Below are 22,948 nucleotides of genomic sequence, written 5' to 3' on the forward strand. Positions count from 1 at the left end.
TGACATTGATGTGCCTGTTGCGGTACCATAAGACGTAGTACTTGTTTCAATAGTTGAAAGAACATTTGTACCATCAGCTGTAATGTCGGGTTTTATTCTTCCGTCATCGGAAGGCCCTTGACTACTAGAGCCATTTATAACCAAATTAGTAATAGCGCCTGTTATAGGATTCACCGTTGGGTTTGCATTGGCTACAACTAAATTATTTTTAGCGTTCTTTTCACCTGTTAGTTTGTCTAAACCTGGAGCCAAACCATTTGAATATGTATCCATACCCGAATTACCGGCTGAAGTAACTTCTAAATAATAAGGAGCGTTAAAAGATATTTGATCCCATTGTGAGGCATCCGTATTATAATTACCCATCATCCAATCTGGAGCGCTTTGAGAGCCATCGTCAGAATTTATAGGTATTCCATAAGAATGATTGGATATTAAAAGCCCATAATTTGCAGCCTCACTGATAACTTCAGTATTGTCGCTTGTCCAATTATATGATTTTATATTAGATTCATAAGCCATTCCTCTAGCATTAATATTTATGCCGCTTGCACCTATTGTACCAACAACATGAGTTGCATGAAATTCAGCAGCAGGATTAATTGTTTGTGCGTCGGGAGTTGTAATTCTTGAAACACCTGCGTTAAGAAATTCTTCATGAGTTGTTAAAGCCCATCCGCCATCCCAAACCCCTATATTCATTCCGGCACCAGTTAAATTTAAACCTAAATTTCCACCTGGATATAGATTATTTGTTTTTACTGCCAAAGCAGAATTTCTGTTATCTGTAGAAATATATAAAGGTTTATTATCTATAACATCAATCATTTTATACATAACACCATTTACAACAAAACTTTCTTGTTTTGAGGCGTTTAACAATAAATAATTATTTACTCGACTTTGTTTTTGGTTATTACTTTCAATAATACTCGTTTTAATATTATTTAATTCTGAGGTATTGTAAGTACCAATGATTTTATTTATTTCATTTCTGTTTTGAGAAAATACAGAAAAATTAATAAATAAAAACAAGACAACATAATTTTTCATAAAAGTTGATTTTTTGATGTGAGTGTAAATGTATTAATTATATTATAATTAATATTAAATGTGTTAATTTTTTGTAAGAAAAATTAACAATTAGTATGAACTATACATACTACTGTTACAAAACGTCTTAATATTAAAAAAAAAGTTCATACTATAGTATAAACTTTTGTTTAAAAAAAAAGCCAAAATTAAATAAATAATTTTGGCTTTTAAATGATGTTCTATTTAATCTATTGTGAATGGGGCTAAATCGTTTACACCGAAGTTTCCACCACCTGAACCTAAAACAGTTCCGTCAGCTAAAGTTATTAAATAATTACCAGAAACTGTAGCACTTGTGTACATACCATCTCCATAATCGTCATAAATAACAAAAGTGTATGATCCTGAAGCTAAACAGAAATAATTAACATAAGTAGATCTATCAGCATATCCTAAAGCAGCATAACCTGTAATAGCAGTTCCTGCAGCGTTAAAACCACCAGAAGCAATTACACTAAATGAAGAATCATATAATTCCCAAGCCGTTTCTTCAGGATAGTTATCAAATGTGATTGCTAATTTTACTTTAGTTAATCCTGTAGCACATACCTCTGAAATATTATATATAATTTTCTTTTGGCTTACTACTAAATTATCAGCATCCAAAGAACCTGTATAACTGTTGTTTTGATTTATAGCAGCAGTGTTTTCTAAACTAAGTATTAGTACATTTCCAGCACTTGCAATACCTGTACCTACAATACTTACTTGAAAAGTACCAACTTTAGAACCAGCTGGAATAGTAACTGATGTAGGAGCTGAATAGTAACTAACATCATGCGTACTGGCTGGATCAACCATTAATGAAAAAGTTCTGTCAGAACTAGTTGCATCTGAAGCGTATATGTGAGATTCAACAACTATAGTTGCATCTAGTACAACACCAACATTTTTAGCGTCTTCTACTCCAACGTATCCACTTAGTGAATTAACCATCGAAGTATCATCTTCACAACTTACCGTTGAAAACAACACTGTAAATAATGAAAAAGTTAATATTAATTTTTTTAATGTCATGATTATAAATTTAAATTGTTAAATAATAAATTAGTTTTGAGTAGTTATACTAGGGTTATTATTTAATTCAGATTGAGGTATTTGGAATGACATATCATCAATATCATAAGCAAACGATTCACCTGAACGGAATACGTGATTAGTACCTCTTACTACAGTAGCTTGGTTACGTTTAAGAGCTAAATAACTCTTTCCTTCACCCCATAATTCAACTTTAGTTTGAAAATAGATTGCATCTTTAAGAGCTTGACCAGAAAGAGGATCCACAGCAGCATCAGCATTTGCTGAACTTCCTAAACGGATTGCTAAAAGTTCTTTAAGTCTGTTTTTTGCATTTGTTTCATCACCTGTTTTAGCAGAAGACTCAGCACTTAACAAATAAAACTCTTCGATACGCATAAAAATATAATCTGTAGTTATAGTTTGTTGACCACCAGCAGCTCTTCCTGGATCGAAGAACTTATTAAGAGGCATACCTCTTCTAGGTACTGAAACCGTTTCAAATTGTGTTTTTCTAATATCATTAGCTGGTATTGAAGCATATAAATTATTATCGATAGCTTTTCTATCACCTGCCCAAGCATAACTATAGGTAAAGTAATCGATTTGTCCCCACCAGTTAAGTAATTGATGACCCATATCTGCAGTAATATCATAACCCCACATCCAAGAAGGAGTACTTACATCATTAAACCCTGAACCTACACCTGGATAAGCAAGTTGTCCAGAAGTTGTTAAAGGATATCCACCTGTTGTAATAATTTGCTCAGATAATGTTTTTGCTTGAGGATAATTACCCATTGCTGCATATGTATACGCTAATAAACCTTTAGCTACATTAGCATCAATTTGATGTTTATACAATCTTGTAAAATCATTTAAAAGCGATAAAGATTCTGTTAAATCAGAAACTATTAAAGCATAAATATCAGAAGCTGGAACTTTAGCCGGATTTGTATCATCTGGATTACCGTTATAAAAAGGTAAAATAGCTTGAGTTGGATCGTAACTTCTTTGAAATATTTGAGCTAAATAAAAATATGCATAAGCACGGTATGCTTTAGCTTGTCCCATTGAATGACGAGAACTTACCGATTCGGGAGTTGCATCGTTTCCACCTAAAGAACTGATAACATTATTAGAAATATTAATAACCTTGTAATAATATTCCCAAATAATTCTGTTCTCTTCTCTGGTATAATCTAATGTAGCTACTAAATTAGCTGTATTTTGATACCAACCATAAGAATTTGCTGACAAAGCCATATCGCCTGACAACATATCTAACCAAATGTCTACTCCTTTTTGACCAAGGTCATAATGACGTGAACCGGTAACACCTGCTGGTTCTATCATAAAACTACCAATACCATCTAATGTTCCTGCTACAAGAGCTGGATTAACATCAGAAAATGCAGCGATATCTTCACTTGTAAGCACATTTGTGTTTCTTACTGGGTCAAGAAAATTCTCGCTACAGCCTACAGTAAGTAGGGCTAAAGCTACTATTGAATAAATTAATTTATTTTTCATTTTTTATTTTTTTAAAATTCAACTTTTGTACCAAAACTAAATGTAGTCATTGGCATATAAATTCCAGAATTTGAAGAACTAATTAATGTAGTTGGATTCAATCCTTTTCTACCACTTAACATCATCAAGTTATCTCCTGAGATGTACATGTTTAATTTAGAAATTTTTAATTTACTTAAAAACTGTTGTGGAACTGTATAACCTATTCTAAGATTGTTTAAAGATAAAAAGTCAGCTTTAGTTAAGAAACGACTAGAATATGAGTTAAAAGCTACATCTGTACTAATTCCTGAAGACAATCTTGGAACATTAGTAACATCACCTGGTTGACTCCAAGCATTACTAATATCAGTATGCCAGTTGTTAGCTCCAACTAAACCACTACTGCTCATTAATGTAGCATATCCATTGTCATAAACATAACCACCTAAACTGTAACTAAACTGTGTAGTTAAGTCAAAGTTTTTATATGATGCATTTAAACGGAAAGAACCTCTAACTTTTGGAATAGCTGATTTACCCACATATTTTTGAGTAGCTTGAGCATAAATTGAAGTTGTAGTTTGATTAATTCTTGCATCTGGATTTTCGTCCATATAAAGGGTCATATTGTTTATTGATTCGTCTCCCGTATTGAAAACACCATCGTTATTTATATCATTATAATATAAACTCCATAAACCAGCACCATTTGCAGAGTCTACTCCAGCCCATTCACGCATGTAAAAGTCATATAATGAATGTCCTTTTGAAAGTTGACCATCTAAAACTCTTACCTCACCCGTAAATGGGTTTGTTGGCATTTCAGTTATTTCATTATTCAAAAATTCACCATTAAGACCTAATGATAATTTTAAATCATTTGATGTTTTTGCTTTTAAAACATGAACATTAACATCAAATTCTAAACCACTATTAAGCAATTCACCACTGTTTATATTTAAAGTAGTAAAACCACTTGAAGGAGGTAAAGATTGATTAAAGAATAAATTATCTACTCTTTTTGAATAATAATCTAAATTTACATCTAGAGTGTTATTGAAAAAAGTACTTTCTATACCTACTTGAAACATTCTTGAAGTTTCCCAAGTTAAATCAGGATTAGCAAGAGTAGAACTTTGAGTAAAAGAATAATCACCAGTAGCTGTTTGATTGATAGAAGATAATTGCCATCCGTATTGAAGACTTGTACCTTGATCACCAGTTACACCATAACTCGCTTTTAATTTTAAATAATCTACGAAACCTAAATCTGACACGAAATCTTCTTTAGACATAGTCCAACCAAGACCTATAGATCCAAAAGTACCCCATTTGTTATTAATAAAACGAGATGATCCATCACGTCTTACAGATGCCGTTAGGTAATATTTTTTAGCATAATCATAGTTAAATTGAGAAAAATAACTTTCTAAAGTCCAACGTTGTGTATAAGATGTTGGTCTACCATAAATTTCTGTATACTGAGCTAAATCTAAAGTATTAGGCAAAATTGCATGTTGAGCAGCTGCACTAAAATAATTGTATTTATAATCTGTAGATTCGTGCGCAACAAAAACCTCTACACTGTGATCATTAAATGACTTGTTGTAACGAAGTAATTGCAAGAAATTTTGATTTGTTGCAGTACTAACTGATTTTGACAAATAACCATATGCTGTAGCCCAACCTCCATAATATGGATTGTTTCTAGAAGCACTGTCAAAATTTTGATATTGTCCACTGTAACGTGTTTCAAAAGATAAATCTTTTGCTAAATTAACTTTAATATTAAAATTACCTAATAAAGTATTTCCTAAAGTTTGAGATAAATCATAATGAGCATCTGCAATACCATTAGTACTATTCCAAGCTCTTCTTCCATACTCACTTCCATAATCATATTGACTACCTCCAAAAATTGGATCTGAAACCAATACACCATTATCATCTCTTAAATACACATCATATATAGATGGTGTCGTATTTGTCAATGCAAAGATATTACCAGAAGAACCCGCAGAACCTTCAGAATCTGAAGAGTTTACGTATTTTGAACCGGTATATGCTATATTACCTCCAATTGTAAACCAATCTTTTGCTTTATGCTCTACGTTAATACGTGTTGTGTAACGAGTGTAGTTTGATTTAATTGTATATCCTTGGTCATCTAAATAACCAAATGAAGTAGCAAAACGTGTTTTTTCGTCTCCACCACTAAATTGCATATTAGCTTCACTTCGAACACCTGTTCCAAATGCAGCATCTGACCAACTTGTAGGGTTATATCTACGAGATACACCACTAGCAATTTTTCCTGTATTAGGATCTATAAGTGATGAACCACTTACATTCCAAATATTGTAATGATCATCTATTCCCTCATTTGTTCCATACAAATTTGCATTTGCCCAAGCTATAGGATCTGCTTGACCTAATAATTTAGCTTTAGTAACTAGAGATCCCCAAGCTGTTTCAATATATTGCTCTGGAGAATTAATTACTTGATAATTTGGCAACATTAATGAATTTACACTAGATTTTACATCTACTGAAATTATAGAGCTACCTGCCTTACCTTGTTTTGTAGCAACTAGTATTACTCCATTAGCACCTCTAGAACCATATATAGAAGTTGCAGCAGCATCTTTCAATACTGTTATGCTTTCGATATCGGCAGGGTTAATTGAAGTAATATCACTACTGTAAGGAGCACCATCAACAACATACAAAGGAGCTGAGTTACCATTAACAGAACCAAATCCACGTATACGAATAGTTGCATCACTTCCAGGAGCACCTGAACCTGTAATAACATTTACACCAGCTACCTCACCACGTAATGCTTGAGAAATATTTGAAACTGTTTTAGCTTCTATGTTTTCTTTTGCAATTAAGGTTGCAGTACCTGTAAATGCTTCTCTACTTGAAGTTCCATAACCAACTAAGATTACTTCATCTCCAACAAAATCATTGTTTAAAAAAAAATCATAAACATTTGATGCACCTACAGTAACTGTAGATTTCTTTTTACCTGTAAAAGAAACTTCTAAAACATCACCTGCTTTTGCAGAAATAGAATAATTTCCGTCAAAATCTGTAGTTGCCATTTGTGATGTTGCTTTAACAACCACTATAGCTCCAGGCAATCCTCCGAATTCATCTGATACCATACCAGACACAGTTTTCTGTTGTGCATAAGAAAACTGCAATATAAACGCTAATACTAGCGTATAAATCCACTTGAACTTTGATCTCATATTAAATTTATTTGAGTTAGTTATTTAGCAAATTTCTTAATAAAATCTTAAATATGCAAATATTATTTAATAAATTTCTTACAAAAATATTAGAATAGTGATCATGAGATAGTTGAAATACAGAGAATAACATTATAATTCTCGTTAAAATATGTATTTATAATAAAAATAAAAAAATGTTAAAATAAAAAAATGTTAAAATAAAATTGGGTTTAAACGCATATAAAGTAGGCGAATGAAGGCTTAACAAGCCATTAAATATTTTTGAAGAAGCATCGTTGTCGGTTTTTTTTTTTAAATTAAACGATTTCAAACAATCAACCAAAATTAAAAAAAATACAGTAAAGCCGTATTTTGAAAAGGAAGTGCTTTATTTAGCTTTAACTCCTTTATTTAATCAAAAAATTGATGATGTACATATTTTAAATGTTCGAATAAGGCAATGCAAGAGTCTCTTTTTAAATTAAACACGTTAGCTAATTATATGTGGAAGCCAAAATTTAATGTTTTGTAGGGTTGTCCTTCATTTGTAAAAGCTAATAAGATCTTTTCGAAGCAGATGTAATGCATACTCTTTTTGGATGTGTATAGTTGTATCTAAAAAAGTAGTGCTTTTTATAAAGTATGCTTTTTATAAAAGCGTATTGGAGGAATTTTAAATGCTGTTAAATAACAATAAAGGACCTGTAAACCCAGTTGATAAAATTAATGCGCTATTAGAACGCAAATTAACACCATCATCAACAGTTATATAACAGAACGAATAATTACTAATTAAATAACAATTTAAGTCAAAAATATTTACTTACTATCCATAATAACATTAAAATGATAATACTAATACTTGTTAAATTATATATTTTTGCTAAAAACAAACAAATGTTAAGAGCTAAGTTTTCAGAAATTGAATTGGAATGTGGTACCGATGAGGCAGGAAGAGGATGCTTGGCAGGGCCAGTAACTGCGGCCGCTGTAATTTTGCCGGTAGATTTTAAAAATAATTTATTAAATGACTCCAAACAACTAACTGAAATTAAAAGAAATGTATTAAGGCCGTATATTGAAAAGGAAGCAATTTGTTTTGCTTTTACTCATGTTTTTAATCAAGAAATTGATGAAATCAATATTTTAAACGCCTCTATGAAAGCAATGCAAGAGTCAATTTTGAAATTAAACACATTACCTAATTATATAATTGTTGATGGAAATAGAGCTTTAAATGCAAAATTAGGTTTAAAAAGTAATTTTGGGAAAATATTTTCGGAATCAGAAATTTCAATTTTAAAATCTATACCTAATACTAGTATCATAAAAGGAGATAGCCATTACATGAGTATTGCTGCAGCTTCTGTTTTAGCAAAAACGCATAGAGACGAGTATATGTGTCGAATTCATGAAGAGTTTCCGATGTATAACTGGATCAAAAATAAAGGATACCCTACTAAAGAACATAGAGAGGCAATTAGAAAACATGGAATAACAAAATATCACAGGTTATCGTTTCGATTGTTACAAAAATAACTAAAATGGATATATGTTATAAATTATTAATTGATGAGTTAAGAAATTATAAACTCGGCTTCAAATAATAACGAAAAATGTTTAATAATTTTTAGCTTCACTTCTTGTTCGTCTACTTGCGATACACCAAGCTCAACCTGTAATGACGTAACTGCCTTTCCTTTTATTCCACAAGGAATTATATGGTCAAAATAACCTAAATCGGCATTTACATTTAAAGCAAAACCATGCATGGTAACCCAACGGCTGGCTCTCACACCAAGAGCGCATATTTTTCGTGCAAATGGAGTGCCTATACCTAACCAAACTCCAGTTTCTCCAACACTTCTTGAAGATGAAACACCATATTCTTGTAGGGTTAAAATTATTGCTTCTTCTAAAAAACGAAGGTATTTATGAATGTCTGTAAAAAAATTTTCTAAATCTAAAATAGGGTAGCCTACTATTTGTCCAGGGCCATGATATGTTATGTCACCTCCTCGGTTTATTTTGTAAAATGCAGCAGCCTTATCTGACAATTGTTTTTCTGATAAAAGTAAATTTGAAACGTCACCACTTTTTCCTAAGGTGTAAACATGAGGATGCGTTACAAATAAAAAATGGTTTTGAGTTTCAATATTTGTTTCCTCTCTTCTGTTTTTAATTTTTGCATCTACAATTTCTTTAAAAAGAGTTTCTTGATAATCCCAGGCATCTTTATAATCTGTATGACCTAAATCTTGTAATTGAATTTTTTTGTTCATTGTAGTAGAATATGGCATGTAATTTTGCATACCCTTTTAGACCCGGCAAATATACAAAGGATTTGTCAAATAGGCCTGAATGAGATGAAAATCACCTTTACAAAAAAAGCCATTGCTATAAAAAGAAAGTTAAACATACCCCAATAAGGCTTAAACATTTACTTTTAATAAAACAAAATGTTTAAACTCTTAAATTTTAAACTCTTAAACTTTAAAAATTTTAAACTAATACTTATCTTTGCTAGCTCAAAATAAAACAACATGCAACTTTCGGAACAAGAAATCATTAGAAGAGAAAAACTAAATTCGCTTCGCGCCATAGGCATCAACCCTTATCCAGCAGATTTATATCCTGTAGACTTTACTTCAAAAAAAGTAAAAGAAAACTATGAAGAAGGAAAAAAGATAGTTATAGCGGGTCGTATAATGAGTACGCGCATTCAAGGAAAAGCTTCGTTTGCGGAATTGCAAGATAGTGAAGGTAGAATTCAAATTTATGTAAATAGAGATGAAATATGCCCTACCGAAAACAAAACCTTGTACAACGAAGTCTTTAAAAAATTAATTGATTTAGGCGATTTTATAGGTATTGAAGGAACAATGTTTACAACGCAAGTAGGTGAAAAATCGGTTAGAGTTACAAATTTATCTCTACTAAGCAAAACGTTACGACCGCTACCATTGCCAAAAACGGATACCGAAGGAAATGTTTATGATGCTTTTGCAGATGCTGAATTGCGCTACAGAATGCGTTATGTAGATTTAGTCGTTAACCCAAAAGTAAAAGAAGTTTTTGTAAAAAGAACAAAACTTTTTACTGCCATGCGAAATTTCTTTAACAATGCTGGTTATTTAGAAGTTGAAACACCTATTCTACAAGCAATACCTGGTGGTGCAGCTGCTAGACCATTTATTTCTCATCACAATGCCTTAGACATACCATTGTATATGCGAATTGCTAATGAATTATATCTAAAAAGATTAATTGTTGGTGGTTTTGATGGTGTTTATGAGTTTTCAAAAAACTTTAGAAATGAAGGAATGGATAGAACGCATAACCCAGAGTTTACAGCTATGGAGATTTATGTAGCTTATAAAGATTACAACTGGATGATGACGTTTACCGAAAACCTATTGGAACATTGTGCTCTTGAAGTTAACGGAACTACAGATGCAATTTTTGGAAATCACAAGGTAAGTTTTAAAACTCCTTATGCCCGTGTTACAATGACAGACGCTATTATACAATTTACAGGTTTTGATATCTCAGGAAAATCTGAAAAAGAACTTTTTGAAGCCGCTAGAGAAATGGGCATAACCGTAGATGATACTATGGGTAAAGGAAAACTAATCGATGAAATCTTTGGTGAAAAATGTGAAGGAAATTTTATTCAACCTACTTTTATTATAGATTATCCAAAAGAAATGAGTCCATTGTGCAAAGAGCATAGAGAAAATCCTGAGTTAACAGAGCGATTTGAATTAATGGTTTGTGGAAAAGAAATTGCTAATGCCTATTCTGAATTAAATGACCCTATTGATCAAAGAGCACGTTTTGAAAACCAAATGACCTTGGCCGCTAAAGGCGATGTTGAAGCAAACGGAATAATTGATGAAGATTTTTTACGCGCATTAGAATATGGAATGCCTCCTACATCAGGATTAGGAATTGGAATGGATCGTTTAATTATGTTTTTAACGAATAATCAATCCATACAAGAAGTGTTGTTTTTTCCTCAAATGAGACCAGAGAAAAAACAAATAGAAATGACAGAAGATGAAAAAATAATTATTGATTTATTGTCCAAAAATGAAAACGCTATGGATTTAGCAATTTTAAAAACAAAATCTGAATTAAGTGGAAAAAAATGGGACACAGCAATGAAAGGTCTTGCTAAACACAACATGATTACTGTTAAACTTGAAGGTGAGGGTAAAATTGTGGAATTGAAAAGTTAAAAAATATATTTAGCATCTTAAAAAAGGGAGAATTCATAATATGAATTCTCCCTTTTTTTGTTAAAAAAAGTTAAATATTTAAACCTTATCTAAATAATACCGTCTAAAAATAAAACTTTAAAAATAACACCATGAAAAAATTAGTAGTAATTGCATTATTAGTTGCAGGATTTACAACATTTGCACAAGAAAATGGAAGAAAACAAAACAATAAAAATTTTAAACCAGAACAAAGGGTCGAAATGCAAGTTAAAAAAATGACAGAAAATCTTAATTTAGATGAAAAACAACAAAAAGAAATTACAGCATTTTTAAACGTTCAAAAAGAAGAAAGAGCTGCCTTTGCGGACAAAAGAAAAGCCCTAAAAGAAGGAGCAGAAAAGCCTTCAAAAGAGCAACGTGAAGCTATGAAAAAAACTATAGAGAAAAAGAAAATTATGACAAAAGAGAAAATGAAATCTATTTTAAATGAAAATCAATATAAAAAATGGGAATCATTAATGGAGGAGAATCAAAATAACCGAAAAGAAAAAATGCAACAACGAAATAATAAAAACAACCAAAAATAAAATAAGAGTTAAATAAAGTGAATTAAAAAATTTGAATTTCAAAAAAAATAGTTAGATTTGGTTTTTAAACAAACTACTATTATGAAAAAAATAATTTCCCTGTTCGTATTTATCATTGCTCTTTCTTTTAATGCAAATGCTCAAGAAGTAATATCTGCTGAAGTATTAGCAAAACAAGATGCTTATGAATTAGCTCAATATTTAGAAATTAATGGCACTATAGTTACAGATTTACAATCTCTTTTTAAAATGAAACATGAAACACTTTTAACAGAAGGTATTTCTGAAGAAAGAATACAGGTTTTATCTGAAATGATTGAACATAAATTAGCAGCTACTTTAAATGCTAGTCAAATAGAAAAATTAAAAGCAGATCCTGAATTATATAAAAAACTGATTCAAAACTAAAAAAAAATCCCGAAATTAATTTCGGGATTTTTTTTTTATAAATTTTCTGACACTTTTGCCACAGCATTTATGGTAAAATCTAAATCTTTATAAGACAACGCATCAGTTATAAACCAAGTTTCATATGCAGAAGGAGCTATATATATCCCTTCTTTTAGCAAGCCGTGAAAGAATTTTTTAAAGGTTTCATTGTCTCCTTTTTTTGCAGTTTCAAAATCTACAACTTCATTTTTATCAAAATGAACAGATATCATTGAACCTACTCGATTTATAGTAAAATTGATGTTTTTATCAGATAAAGCTTTGTAAATTCCTAGGTGTAAATAAGCTGTTTTTTCTTCTAAACGTTTATAAATTTCCGAATCAGAATTTAACTCTTTTAGCATTTCATATCCGGCAGCCATGGCCAACGGATTTCCTGACAAAGTTCCTGCTTGATAAACAGGTCCTATAGGTGCTAAATAATCCATGATGGAAGATTTTGCAGCAAAAGCTCCTACAGGCAATCCACCTCCAATTACTTTTCCAAAGCAAACCATATCGGCTTTTATGCCATATAATTCTTGAACCCCCCCTTTTGCTAATCGAAATCCTGTCATTACTTCATCAAAAATCAATAAGGTACCGTTAGCGTCACAAAGCGATCGCAAACCTTCTAAAAATCCGTCCTTTGGAGCAATACAACCCATGTTGCCTGCCACAGGCTCAATTATTAATGCGGCAATTTGATTTTTATTGGCCTCAAACAAGGATTTAACATTTTCAATATCGTTGTATTGAGCTAACAAAGTGTCTTTTGCTGTTCCTTGAGTAACACCTGGGCTGTTTGGAGACCCAAATGTAATTGCGCCACTACCCGCCTCAATTAAAAAAGAATCTGAATGCCCGTGATAACATCCAGCAAATTTTATTATTTTGTCTCTTTTAGTATATCCTCTAGCTAACCGAATAGCGCTCATACAAGCTTCTGTTCCCGAGTTAACAAATCGTATTTTATCAATATTAGGCACCATTGAAACGGCTAATTTAGCAATTTTAGTTTCTAATTCTGTGGGCATGCCAAAAGAAGTTCCCAGTTTTGCTCGCTCAATTATAGCGTCAATTACAGGCTTATGTGCATGACCCAAAATCATTGGTCCCCACGAGTTGATATAATCGATCAATTGATTACCATCTTCATCGTATAAATAAGGACCTTTTGCACTTTTTACAAATATTGGAGTTCCTCCTACTGATTTAAATGCTCTAACTGGAGAATTTACACCTCCAGGAATTACTTTATTGGCTTCAATAAATAATTCGCTGCTTCTTTTGTATAACATTATTTTATTTTTAAAATCTGACCTACCGAAAGCATAGGGTCTGAAATATTGTTTTTTTTCATTAAATTTTCCAAAGAAATAGAGAGTTTTTTTGATATGGAATATAAGGTATCACCTTTTATTACTTCATATTCTGAATCACTTGCTGTTTTAGAAACCTCACGCACAACTTTATTTGAACGCGAATAGCCTAAAACCTCATCATCAAAAATATATAGTTTGTATTTTTCAATGATATGAATAAGTTTTAAAGGGTATTTAGGATCTGTTGCATATCCTGCCTGTTTTAATCCATTTGCCCAAGCCTCATAATCTCCCTCTTTAATGTCAAACAAAAAGTTATATCGACTTCTTGAGGTCAAAAATAATGAATGGTCTTTATACGAATCTGCTGGATTATTATATTTTCGAAAACATTCTTGAGATTCGTCATCGTCATGAAATACCTTATCACCCTCCCAACCTAAATGGCATTTAATACCAAAATGATTGTTTGCTTTTTTACACAACTCTCCTTTTCCTGCTCCTGACTCTAAAATTCCTTGAGCCAAGGTTATACTTGCTGGAATTTTATAATTAATCATGCTTTGCTTTGCAATACCCTTAAACCAAGTAATATATTCCTCTACATTTTCAAAAGTTACAACCACAAATGAAGTTGCTTCTAATTTTTCTTGTGTATCAATATGCGTTTCTTTGTGAGAAATCACTACTGTCTTTTTTACAGCTGGTTTTTTTGTAATTATACTGTTCTTTTTTGAGCCACAACTGGCAAAAAAAACAGCACAACATAGAAATAAGGCCATTTTATAATTCATATGTATATCGTTTCTTTGTTTTGTTTTTTTAGCAAAATATTCATGCCTTTTATGCCTTGTAATCCACCGGTATGAATGGCCAAAATTTTACTTCCTTTTTCAAAATAATCTTTTTTTATTAAATCAAAAATACCAAACATCATTTTACCTGTGTAAATAGGGTCTAATGGAATTTGATGTACTTGATGAAAATCATTTATAAATCGTATTAAATTATCGGATACTTTTCCATAACCCCCAAAATGATAATCGGAATCAATAGACCAGTTCTTTTTTTTTGTAAAGTTACTAATCTCTTTTGAAATAAAATCACCTTTTAAAGAAGGAAAACCAATAATTTGTTGGTCGTTAAAACTTGAATTTATAATTCCTGCTATTGTTCCACCTGTACCAACAGAACAACAAACATGAGTAAATTTTTTGTATTCATTTGTTAAAATTTCTTCACAACCAAGTATCGCTAAATCATTTGTTCCCCCTTCGGGCAAAAGATAAAAATTTCCAAATTCCTTTTCTAAATCTTTTAAAAATTCAGAATTGTTTTTGTTTCTATAAGCTGCTCTAGATATAAACTTAAATTGCATACCTAAAGATTGTGCTTTTTGCAGTGTTGGATTTACTTCAGCTGTAGTTGCTAACTCCTCGCCTCTAATGATACCAATAGTTTTAAAGTTATTTTCATATCCCGCACTTGCTACTGCTAAAACATTATTCGAAAAAGCGCCTCCAAAAGTTAATAACGTACTTTTATTTTCCTTTTGTGCTTGAATTAAATTGTATTTTAATTTTCTAAACTTATTTCCCGAAATTAAAGGATGAATTAAATCTTCACGTTTTATAAACAACTCAACGTTTGCATTTTCAATTTTAATTTTTTGAAGTTGAATTTCCATTTTTTTAATTATTTTTTTATAAAATAAAGAAAACACCATGCAGATCTTTGTTCTAAATAATCTAGGTTGACTTCATTTTGATATGCTTCTCGCTCAAAAGAAATGTTTAAGTACGCTAGCTTTCGATCTTTATATTGAGCAAAACGAATTACAAATTCAATTAAATACCACAAATAAAAGGGCAAAATTAAAAGCTCTATTTGTTGTCTTATGTGAATTTTTTCATGATTCAATAATACTTTATTTTTTGTGTCTTTTATACTTGAAAGTATGATAAAAGGAAAAATTGTAAGTCCTCTTACCCATTTAGGCGTTAAATATTTAAAAACTATTACAAACATATCATGCAAAGTTGCTAAATTTGTAGTTATGAATGAAGAATTAAATCTAAATAATTTAAAAGAAGGTGAAGATTTTTATTATACACCTGAAGGATACAAGTGTTTCACTAAAAAACACCATCTAAAAAGAGGACATTGTTGCAAAAGTGGCTGTAAACATTGTCCCTATGGATTTGACAAAAAAACAGGAACTATTAAAAAATAATTAGCAGGTTGTACGTTAAAAATTAAGCCTATTATATAAAACCATAACGCATTATGACTTTCAAAGAACAAATACAACAAGGAATTCCTAATGAATTACCCAGTATAAAACCATACGAAATTGAAATCAATCATGCCCCAAAGCGTAAAGAGATTCTTTCGGATGCTGAAAAAAAATTAGCATTACAAAATGCTTTGCGTTATTTTGAACCCATACATCACCCTGTTTTACTTCCAGAATTTAAAACAGAGTTAGAGCAATATGGCCGAATTTACATGTATCGATTTCGTCCTGATTACGAAATAAAAGCCAGACCTATTGATGAATATCCTGGAAAAAGCGAACAGGCAAAAGCTATAATGTTGATGATTCAAAACAATTTGGACTATGCTGTTGCACAACATCCTCACGAATTAATTACCTATGGAGGAAACGGAGCCGTATTTCAAAATTGGGCACAATATCTATTAACGATGCAATACCTATCAGAAATGACAGACGAACAAACGTTAACCATGTATTCTGGACACCCAATGGGCTTATACCCAAGTCATAAAGAAGCGCCTAGAGTTGTCGTTACTAACGGCATGGTTATACCCAATTATTCTAAACCTGATGATTGGGAAAAAATGAATGCAATGGGTGTTTCGCAATACGGACAAATGACTGCCGGAAGTTATATGTATATTGGCCCACAAGGAATTGTTCATGGCACAACCATAACCGTTTTAAACGGATTTAGAAAAATTAAAAAAACACCAAAAGGCGGACTGTTTGTAACTTCTGGATTAGGCGGAATGTCGGGTGCACAACCAAAAGCTGGCAACATTGCGGGTTGTGTTACCGTTTGTGCCGAAGTAAATTCAAAAATAACACACATTCGCCATTCTCAAGGTTGGATCAATGAAGTAATTGAAAACATAGATGAATTAGTACTACGAGTTAAAAAAGCTTTAGCTAATAAAGAAGTGGTTTCTATTGGGTATTTAGGAAACGTAGTAGATGTATGGGAACAATTTGATATAGAAAACATACATATTGATTTGGGTTCTGATCAAACTTCTTTACATAACCCATGGGCTGGAGGGTATTATCCTACAGGGTATTCATTTGAAGAATCTAATGAAATGATGGCAAACAATCCTGATAAATTTAAAGAAGAAATTCAAAAAACATTACGAAAACATACCAATGCCATAAATAAACATACTGCAAAAGGAACCTATTTTTTTGATTATGGAAATGCATTTTTATTAGAAGCTTCGCGAGCTGGTGCTGATATTATGGCTTCAAACGGAATTGACTTTAAATATTCAAGTTACGTGCAAGACATTATGGGGCCTATGTGTTTTGATTATGGATTTGGGCCTTTTCGATGGGTATGTGCTTCTGGAGATTCTGATGATTTGGCTAAAACTGATGAAATTGCATGTGATGTATTAGAAGAAATGATGAAAAATTCACCGCCAGAAATACAGCAACAAATGGCCGACAATATTCAATGGATAAAAGGAGCGCAAGAAAACAAGCTTGTTGTGGGATCTCAAGCTCGAATTTTATATGCAGATGCAGAAGGAAGAATAAAAATTGCAGAAGCATTTAATCAAGCTATTGCAAAAGGAAGAATAGGAACCGTAATTTTAGGTCGTGATCATCATGATGTATCAGGAACAGATTCACCGTATAGAGAAACATCTAATATTTATGATGGTTCTCGTTTTACAGCAGATATGGCCATTCAAAATGTAATTGGCGATAGTTTTAGAGGCGCCACCTGGGTTTCGATTCACAATGGAGGTGGCGTTGGCTGGGGGGAGGTTATTAACGGTGGCTTTGGCATGGTTCTTGACGGTAGTGAAGAGGCTTCTAGGAGATTAGAGTCGATGCTTTTTTGGGATGTAAATAATGGAATCTCTAGAAGAAATTGGGCCAGAAATGAAGGAGCAATTTTTGCTATAAAAAGAGCTATGAAGACACAGCCTTTATTAAAAGTTACCATCCCTAATAGTGTAGACGAAACTTTATTTTAAATAATAAACCCTCATTTAAAAAAGTAAAATATGAAAACAATACAATTAATTCCTTTATTCATGCTCTTTGTACTTGCTTCTTGCAGTTCGGTTAGAGTAAATGCTGATTATGATAAAAAAGTCGCTTTTGATCAATACAAAACCTACGCTTATGTTAAAGCTAGCATTGACAAAGTTGAAATTTCAGATTTAGACAAAAAAAGAATACTTTATGCAATAGATGATGCTATGGCTGCAAAAGGTTTTACTAAATCAGAAAATCCTCAAATGCTGGTTAGTATTTTTACTAAAGAAAGTGAACGCATTGATGTATACAACAACAATTCGTGGGGAATGGGTTTTGGATGGGGATGGGGTAGAAATTTTGGTATGAATTACAACCAAGTATACTCTACACCAGAAGGATCTTTGTTTATTGATTTTTTTGACACCAAAACAAAGGATATGATTTGGCAAGGTGAAGGAAGTGGGTACTTAACTAAAAATACAGATAAAAAAGACGCACGTATTAAAGAGTTTGTAGATAAAATTTTAGAACAATACCCTCCTGCGTTAAAAAACTAATTTTTTAATTGGTATTCTAAACTTTTCTCTAAAGCATAATATAAAGCCGCACCATTATTGACGCGGCTTTTTTATGCTATTCTATTTTTAAAAAACATAAACGACTAATTTGCGTAATTTTTTTGAGCTAAAAATAGTTCTAAAAAAAATTAGAACAACACGTTTGGGTTAATAGCTTAACAATTCATCAATCTTAACTCTAACTTTATTTGTATTTGGAATCATAGCAAACTCCAATATGCTGTTTAACGGTATTGCAGGCATGTTTTCTGAGCCAATTACCATAACAGGTGCGTCGAGGTGCTTGAAGCATTTCTCTTGTATTAAACCGGCTAAACTGCGAGCAAATGAATTATTGGTCGGCTCCTCGGTAACAACCAAGCATTTATTGTTTTTTTTAACTGATTTTAAAATGGCCTCTTCGTCTAAAGGATACAAGGTTCTCAAATCTATAATTTCTACTTGTTTTTTAATATCCGCTGAAGCATTTAACGCCCAATGAACTCCCATTCCGTAGGTGATAATTGAAATGGTTTCTGTAGTATCTTGCTCCCATACTTCTTGAACGATGTTTGCTTTTCCAAAGGGCAACATATAGTTTTCACTAGGTTCATTTACTTTTGCTGCATCTGTGCCTTTTACTTTACTCCAATACAAACCTTTGTGTTCTAAAAAAACTACTGGATTTGGATCGTAATATGCGGCTTTTAACAAACCTTTTAAATCGGCTCCATTACTTGGATACGCAATTTTTATTCCTCTAATATTCGTTAAAACACTTTCTACGGATGAAGAATGATAAGGCCCACCACTTCCGTAAGCACCAATTGGAACACGTAAAATCATGCTTACTGGCCATTTTCCGTTTGATAAATAACACGAACGGCTAACTTCTGTAAACAACTGATTTAGTCCAGGCCAAATATAATCGGCAAATTGTACCTCAACAATAGGTTTTAAGCCAACAGCTGACATTCCAACCGTTGAACCTACGATAAAAGCTTCTTGGATTGGGGTATTGAAAACGCGTTCATCTCCAAATTTTTGTGCTAAAGTGGCTGCTTCTCTAAAAACGCCACCTAATCGTCCACCAACATCCTGTCCGTATAACAAACTTTCTGGATGTTTTTTCATGATTTCTTCTACTGCAAATAATGCACAATCAACCATTACTACTTTTTCCTCCCGTGGCGGATTTCGTTCTCCAACTTCCTCTGTGATAGGTGTTGGGGCAAAATCATGTGTAAATAAATCTTCGGGTTTTGGATCTTCTGCTTTTTGAGCTTTTTCGAAATCAGCTTGAACTTTTGTTTTAGCTTCTTGTTCTATTTCTGAAATCTGAATATCCGAAAATCCATTATCTTTTAATTGTTGCATTAAAACCGGATAAGGATCACGAGATTGAGCTTCTTCTAAATCGTCACGATACCATTCCATTCGAACGCCAGATGTGTGGTGATTCAATAATGGAACTTTTGCATGCACTAAAAAAGGTCTTCTTTCAGTACGAATGGTTTTAATTACTTTTTGAAGTGCTTCGTAACTTTCTGTAAAGTTAGCTCCATCTATAGAAATGGCTTCAATTCCGTGGAAACCCTTAGCATATTCAAAGGCATTTTGAGCTCGTGTTTCTGCAGCATTTGCCGAGATGTCCCAACCGTTATCTTGAACCAAATATAAAATAGGCAATTGTTTGAGGGCTGCCATTTGAAATGCTTCTGCTATTTCACCCTCAGTTACAGATGCATCACCTAGTGAACAAACCACTAATGGGCTTTCTTGATCTTTATTTTGAATTCCTGTTTTCTCTTTATACCAAAACCCCATCGCTGCGCCAGTAGCTGGAATAGCTTGCATACCGGTTGCAGATGACTGATGTGGAATTTTGGGCTTGTCATCATCCTTTAAACTTGGATGGCAATAATAGGTTCTTCCGCCCGAAAACGGATCGTCTTTTTTAGCCATCAATTGCAACATTAAATCATAGGGTTTCATGCCTATTCCAAGCAACATGGCATCATCACGGTAATACGGAAAAGCATAATCTTGAGGCAATAATTGCATGGCTAAAGCAATCTGAATGGCTTCATGACCCCGAGACGTTGCATGAACGTATTTAGAAACTATTTTAAAATTTTCTTCATACAGTTCGGTCATGACTTTTGCGGTTGCCATAGTTGAAAAAGCTCTTTTTAATATGTTTTTATTTAACATTATATTTTTTAGGGAACAAATTATTTACAAATTAATAGGGTTTAACACAGCTTATTTTAAAACTATTTTGCTTCTACAATCCAGCCAAATTTATCAACCTCTTTTTGAACTTTTATAGCATTTAATGTGTTGTTTATCATATTAGAAACCGGATTAGATTCTGGTAAGTTTAAAGTAAAATCTTCGTTGCCAATTTCCTCTATCATAGCAATTCCCACAGCTGTTCCTGTTCCAAAAGCTTCTTCTAAAGTTCCGTTTGCTGATGCCTCTTTGATTTCTGATAACTTAATGGGTCTTTCTGTAACTTCAAATCCTTTATCACGCAATAAATCAATTACACACATTCTTGTAATTCCGGCTAATATAGAACCACTAAGATCTGGAGTGATAAATTTTCCGTTTATTTTAAAGAAAATATTCATAGTTCCCACTTCTTGAATGTATTCAAAATCTTGGGCATCTAACCATAGTACTTGATGGTATCCTTTTGCTTTTGCATTTTCTGTTGGAAGAACTGCTGCTGCATAATTTCCTGCTGCTTTGGCTTCACCTGTTCCTCCGTTAACGGCACGAACGTATTTTTTTTCTGCGAATAATTTGATTTTATGACTGTAAATAGGTCCAGATGGGGATGCCATTACAATAAACTTATAACTTTTTGCCGCACGCATTCCTATAAAGGGTTCATCAGCATACATAAAAGGTCTTAAATACAAAGCACTTCCTTCTTTTGATGGAATCCAAGCTTTATCTAAAGCAACTAATTTTTTTAAACCTTCTATAAATAAATCTTGAGGAAATGATGGCATTCCCATTCTATCTGCACTAAAGTTTAATCGTTTGGCATTCTGATCAGGACGAAACAATAATGGCGTTCCGTTTTTACCTGTTGTTACTTTCATTCCTTCAAAAATAGCTTGTCCGTAGTGTAAGGCCATTGCTGCCGGATGAGTTGGGATTAAGGCTAGTGGTTCTATTCTTGGGTTGTGCCAAGCACCATTTTCATAATCACAAATAAACATATGATCAGAAAATGAAAATCCCATTATAATGTTATTGACATCAATTGAGTCAATTTTAGTTTTTTCTATTGGTGTAATTTTAATCTCGTACGACATAATTTTTTTTTATTAAGTTATATAATTGTGTTTGAATCAAATTGTTCTAAATAATCGCCTATTTTTCTTAAGAAAGATCCTCCTAAAAATCCATCAACTACTCTATGGTCAAATGACAGTGAAAGATACATCATGCTTCGTATCGCTATTTCATCTCCTTTTTTGGTTGTAATAACTTCGGGACGCTTTTTGATAATACCTAAAGCTAAAATAGCAACTTCGGGTTGGTTTATTATAGGTGTTCCCATCAGACTTCCAAATGTACCTACATTTGAAATTGTGAACGTGCTTCCTTGAATTTGTTCGGGTTTAAGCTTATTATTTCGAGATGCTGCTGCTAGTTGATTTACGTCTTTTGCCAAAGCAACTAAGTCCTTTTTATTGGCATTTTTTAATACTGGAACAATTAAATTTCCACTAGGTAAAGCAGTTGCCATTCCTACATTTATGTCTTTGTGAACAAATATTTTTTTATCATCCACAGAAACATTTATCAACGGAAAATCTTCAATCGCTTTTGCTACAGCTTGAACAAAAATGGGTGTAAAGGTTAGTTTCTCGTTGTATTTTTCTTGAAATTTATCTTTATTCGCATTTCTCCAATCTACCAAATTCGTAACATCAACTTCTATGTAGGATGTCACGTGAGGCGAAGTTTGTTTGGAATAAACCATGTGATCCGCAATCATTTTGCGCATTCTATCCATTTCTACAATACGATCTTTTCCTTCAACGTAATTTATTTTAGGCGGATTATAGGTTGTAGTTTTTGGGTTGTAGGTTGTAGGTGTTGGAATACTTTTTATTGGATATTTTCTATTTTTTAAATAATTAAAAATATCACTTTTTTGAATACGACCATCTGTTCCTGAACCTGGAATACTTTGCACTTCTTCTAATGAAAGATTCTCTTTTTGAGCAATACTTATGATTAAAGGGCTCAGAAAGGTTGTGGTTTTATTTTGGGTTGTAGGTTGTGGGTTGTAGGTTTTAGGTTGGTCGATATTCCTACTACCTATTCCCTTTTCTTCTTCTACCTTTTTACTACTACCTACTACCTTTTCACCTACTGCCTCAATAATCGCTAAAACTGTTCCAACAGCAACTACATCGTCTTTTTGAAAACGAATTTCGGTAATCGTTCCTGAAACTGGTGACGGCACTTCGCTATCGACTTTATCGGTTGCGACTTCTAAAATCGTTTCTTCTGCATCCACAAAATCTCCTACGTTTTTTAACCAAGAAATTATCGTTGCTTCGGATATGCTTTCTCCCATTTTGGGCATTTTGAATTCTATTGTCATTTTTTTAGTGTTCAGTGTTTAGTATTTAGTGTTCCGTAAGTCTCTGCAAACTGAC

At 32.5% G+C, this 22,948-nt stretch carries 18 protein-coding genes; 7 read left to right on the forward strand and 11 right to left on the reverse strand.

All coding sequences use genetic code 11. The features are described 5' to 3' along the window. From AABM47_RS01250 to AABM47_RS01265, 4 genes are all read right to left on the reverse strand, one after another. Positions 1-1,053 (reverse strand): S8 family serine peptidase (locus tag AABM47_RS01250; RefSeq protein WP_338409104.1); only part of this gene is annotated, 1,053 nt, incomplete at its 3' end. A 225-nt stretch (positions 1,054-1,278) separates the two neighbouring features. Beyond that, complete coding sequence (locus AABM47_RS01255) at positions 1,279-2,112, reverse strand: hypothetical protein (RefSeq protein WP_338409105.1); 834 nt, start codon at positions 2,110-2,112, stop codon at positions 1,279-1,281. A gap of 30 nt (positions 2,113-2,142) precedes the next feature. Continuing rightward, entirely contained in the window at positions 2,143-3,645 is a 1,503-nt protein-coding gene (locus tag AABM47_RS01260) for a RagB/SusD family nutrient uptake outer membrane protein (protein WP_338409106.1), read from the reverse strand. An 11-nt stretch (positions 3,646-3,656) separates the two neighbouring features. Further along, positions 3,657-6,884: a SusC/RagA family TonB-linked outer membrane protein gene (locus AABM47_RS01265; RefSeq protein ID WP_338409107.1), complete on the reverse strand. Its 3,228-nt coding sequence runs from the start codon at positions 6,882-6,884 to the stop codon at positions 3,657-3,659. An 879-nt stretch (positions 6,885-7,763) separates the two neighbouring features. Here AABM47_RS01265 and AABM47_RS01270 point away from each other — a divergent pair. Continuing rightward, entirely contained in the window at positions 7,764-8,405 is a 642-nt protein-coding gene (locus AABM47_RS01270) for a ribonuclease HII (RefSeq protein WP_338409125.1), read from the forward strand. A 38-nt stretch (positions 8,406-8,443) separates the two neighbouring features. Here the strand turns inward: AABM47_RS01270 and lipB are convergent, their stop codons facing one another. Then, positions 8,444-9,148: a lipoyl(octanoyl) transferase LipB gene (gene lipB, locus AABM47_RS01275; protein WP_338409108.1), complete on the reverse strand. Its 705-nt coding sequence runs from the start codon at positions 9,146-9,148 to the stop codon at positions 8,444-8,446. A 261-nt stretch (positions 9,149-9,409) separates the two neighbouring features. Between lipB and lysS the strand changes: the two genes are divergently transcribed. The 3 genes from lysS (at position 9,410) to AABM47_RS01290 (ending at position 12,084) form a co-directional block, all read left to right on the forward strand. Continuing rightward, a complete protein-coding gene (gene lysS / locus AABM47_RS01280) occupies positions 9,410-11,107 on the forward strand; it encodes a lysine--tRNA ligase (RefSeq protein WP_338409109.1) in 1,698 nt (565 codons plus the stop codon). A gap of 131 nt (positions 11,108-11,238) precedes the next feature. Further along, entirely contained in the window at positions 11,239-11,676 is a 438-nt protein-coding gene (locus AABM47_RS01285; RefSeq protein WP_338409110.1) for a hypothetical protein, read from the forward strand. 81 nt (positions 11,677-11,757) lie between these two features. After that, a complete protein-coding gene (locus AABM47_RS01290; protein WP_338409111.1) occupies positions 11,758-12,084 on the forward strand; it encodes a hypothetical protein in 327 nt (108 codons plus the stop codon). 35 nt (positions 12,085-12,119) lie between these two features. On the opposite strand, the gene hemL is transcribed toward AABM47_RS01290, so the two are convergent. The 3 genes from hemL to AABM47_RS01305 are packed head-to-tail and all read right to left on the reverse strand — an operon-like array spanning position 12,120 to position 15,117. Further along, a complete protein-coding gene (hemL, locus tag AABM47_RS01295; protein ID WP_338409112.1) occupies positions 12,120-13,406 on the reverse strand; it encodes a glutamate-1-semialdehyde 2,1-aminomutase in 1,287 nt (428 codons plus the stop codon). Further along, on the reverse strand, positions 13,406-14,224 hold the full coding sequence (locus tag AABM47_RS01300) for a glucosaminidase domain-containing protein (RefSeq protein ID WP_338409113.1): 819 nt from the start codon (positions 14,222-14,224) through the stop codon (positions 13,406-13,408). The genes hemL and AABM47_RS01300 overlap by 1 nt, the downstream gene beginning before the upstream one ends. Further along, positions 14,221-15,117 carry a pyridoxal-phosphate dependent enzyme gene (locus AABM47_RS01305; RefSeq protein WP_338409114.1) on the reverse strand — a complete coding sequence of 299 codons (897 nt, stop codon included), beginning with the start codon at positions 15,115-15,117 and terminating at the stop codon, positions 14,221-14,223. The genes AABM47_RS01300 and AABM47_RS01305 overlap by 4 nt, the downstream gene beginning before the upstream one ends. Positions 15,118-15,486: 369 nt before the next feature. Between AABM47_RS01305 and AABM47_RS01310 the strand changes: the two genes are divergently transcribed. From AABM47_RS01310 to AABM47_RS01320, 3 genes are read left to right on the forward strand one after another with little or no spacing between them, the layout of a single operon-like run. Further along, complete coding sequence (locus AABM47_RS01310) at positions 15,487-15,663, forward strand: DUF5522 domain-containing protein (protein WP_338409126.1); 177 nt, start codon at positions 15,487-15,489, stop codon at positions 15,661-15,663. 53 nt (positions 15,664-15,716) lie between these two features. Further along, entirely contained in the window at positions 15,717-17,693 is a 1,977-nt protein-coding gene (locus tag AABM47_RS01315) for a urocanate hydratase (protein ID WP_338409115.1), read from the forward strand. Between the two features lie 30 nt (positions 17,694-17,723). Next, positions 17,724-18,257: a DUF4136 domain-containing protein gene (locus AABM47_RS01320; protein WP_338409116.1), complete on the forward strand. Its 534-nt coding sequence runs from the start codon at positions 17,724-17,726 to the stop codon at positions 18,255-18,257. A 168-nt stretch (positions 18,258-18,425) separates the two neighbouring features. Here the strand turns inward: AABM47_RS01320 and AABM47_RS01325 are convergent, their stop codons facing one another. From AABM47_RS01325 to AABM47_RS01335, 3 genes are all read right to left on the reverse strand, one after another. Next, positions 18,426-20,471: a thiamine pyrophosphate-dependent enzyme gene (locus AABM47_RS01325; protein WP_338409117.1), complete on the reverse strand. Its 2,046-nt coding sequence runs from the start codon at positions 20,469-20,471 to the stop codon at positions 18,426-18,428. Between the two features lie 62 nt (positions 20,472-20,533). Next, the gene (locus AABM47_RS01330; protein ID WP_338409118.1) at positions 20,534-21,589 is read right to left on the reverse strand and encodes a branched-chain amino acid aminotransferase; all 1,056 of its coding nucleotides are present in this window, start codon (positions 21,587-21,589) and stop codon (positions 20,534-20,536) included. 17 nt (positions 21,590-21,606) lie between these two features. Further along, positions 21,607-22,893: a dihydrolipoamide acetyltransferase family protein gene (locus AABM47_RS01335; RefSeq protein ID WP_338409119.1), complete on the reverse strand. Its 1,287-nt coding sequence runs from the start codon at positions 22,891-22,893 to the stop codon at positions 21,607-21,609. Positions 22,894-22,948 lie beyond the last annotated feature (55 nt).

Origin of the sequence: uncultured Flavobacterium sp., assembly GCF_963925415.1 — a bacterium.
In the GTDB taxonomy this organism is placed as follows: domain Bacteria; phylum Bacteroidota; class Bacteroidia; order Flavobacteriales; family Flavobacteriaceae; genus Flavobacterium.

Bases quoted from the DNA above. Each gene is read 5' to 3' on its own strand.
- AABM47_RS01255 (WP_338409105.1), bottom strand. From the start codon at position 2,112: ATGACATTAAAAAAATTAATATTAACTTTTTCATTATTTACAGTGTTG.
- AABM47_RS01260 (WP_338409106.1), bottom strand. From the start codon at position 3,645: ATGAAAAATAAATTAATTTATTCAATAGTAGCTTTAGCCCTACTTACT.
- AABM47_RS01265 (WP_338409107.1), bottom strand. From the start codon at position 6,884: ATGAGATCAAAGTTCAAGTGGATTTATACGCTAGTATTAGCGTTTATA.
- AABM47_RS01270 (WP_338409125.1), top strand. From the start codon at position 7,764: ATGTTAAGAGCTAAGTTTTCAGAAATTGAATTGGAATGTGGTACCGAT.
- lipB (WP_338409108.1), bottom strand. From the start codon at position 9,148: ATGAACAAAAAAATTCAATTACAAGATTTAGGTCATACAGATTATAAA.
- lysS (WP_338409109.1), top strand. From the start codon at position 9,410: ATGCAACTTTCGGAACAAGAAATCATTAGAAGAGAAAAACTAAATTCG.
- AABM47_RS01285 (WP_338409110.1), top strand. From the start codon at position 11,239: ATGAAAAAATTAGTAGTAATTGCATTATTAGTTGCAGGATTTACAACA.
- AABM47_RS01290 (WP_338409111.1), top strand. From the start codon at position 11,758: ATGAAAAAAATAATTTCCCTGTTCGTATTTATCATTGCTCTTTCTTTT.
- hemL (WP_338409112.1), bottom strand. From the start codon at position 13,406: ATGTTATACAAAAGAAGCAGCGAATTATTTATTGAAGCCAATAAAGTA.
- AABM47_RS01300 (WP_338409113.1), bottom strand. From the start codon at position 14,224: ATGAATTATAAAATGGCCTTATTTCTATGTTGTGCTGTTTTTTTTGCC.
- AABM47_RS01305 (WP_338409114.1), bottom strand. From the start codon at position 15,117: ATGGAAATTCAACTTCAAAAAATTAAAATTGAAAATGCAAACGTTGAG.
- AABM47_RS01310 (WP_338409126.1), top strand. From the start codon at position 15,487: ATGAATGAAGAATTAAATCTAAATAATTTAAAAGAAGGTGAAGATTTT.
- AABM47_RS01315 (WP_338409115.1), top strand. From the start codon at position 15,717: ATGACTTTCAAAGAACAAATACAACAAGGAATTCCTAATGAATTACCC.
- AABM47_RS01320 (WP_338409116.1), top strand. From the start codon at position 17,724: ATGAAAACAATACAATTAATTCCTTTATTCATGCTCTTTGTACTTGCT.
- AABM47_RS01325 (WP_338409117.1), bottom strand. From the start codon at position 20,471: ATGTTAAATAAAAACATATTAAAAAGAGCTTTTTCAACTATGGCAACC.
- AABM47_RS01330 (WP_338409118.1), bottom strand. From the start codon at position 21,589: ATGTCGTACGAGATTAAAATTACACCAATAGAAAAAACTAAAATTGAC.
- AABM47_RS01335 (WP_338409119.1), bottom strand. From the start codon at position 22,893: ATGACAATAGAATTCAAAATGCCCAAAATGGGAGAAAGCATATCCGAA.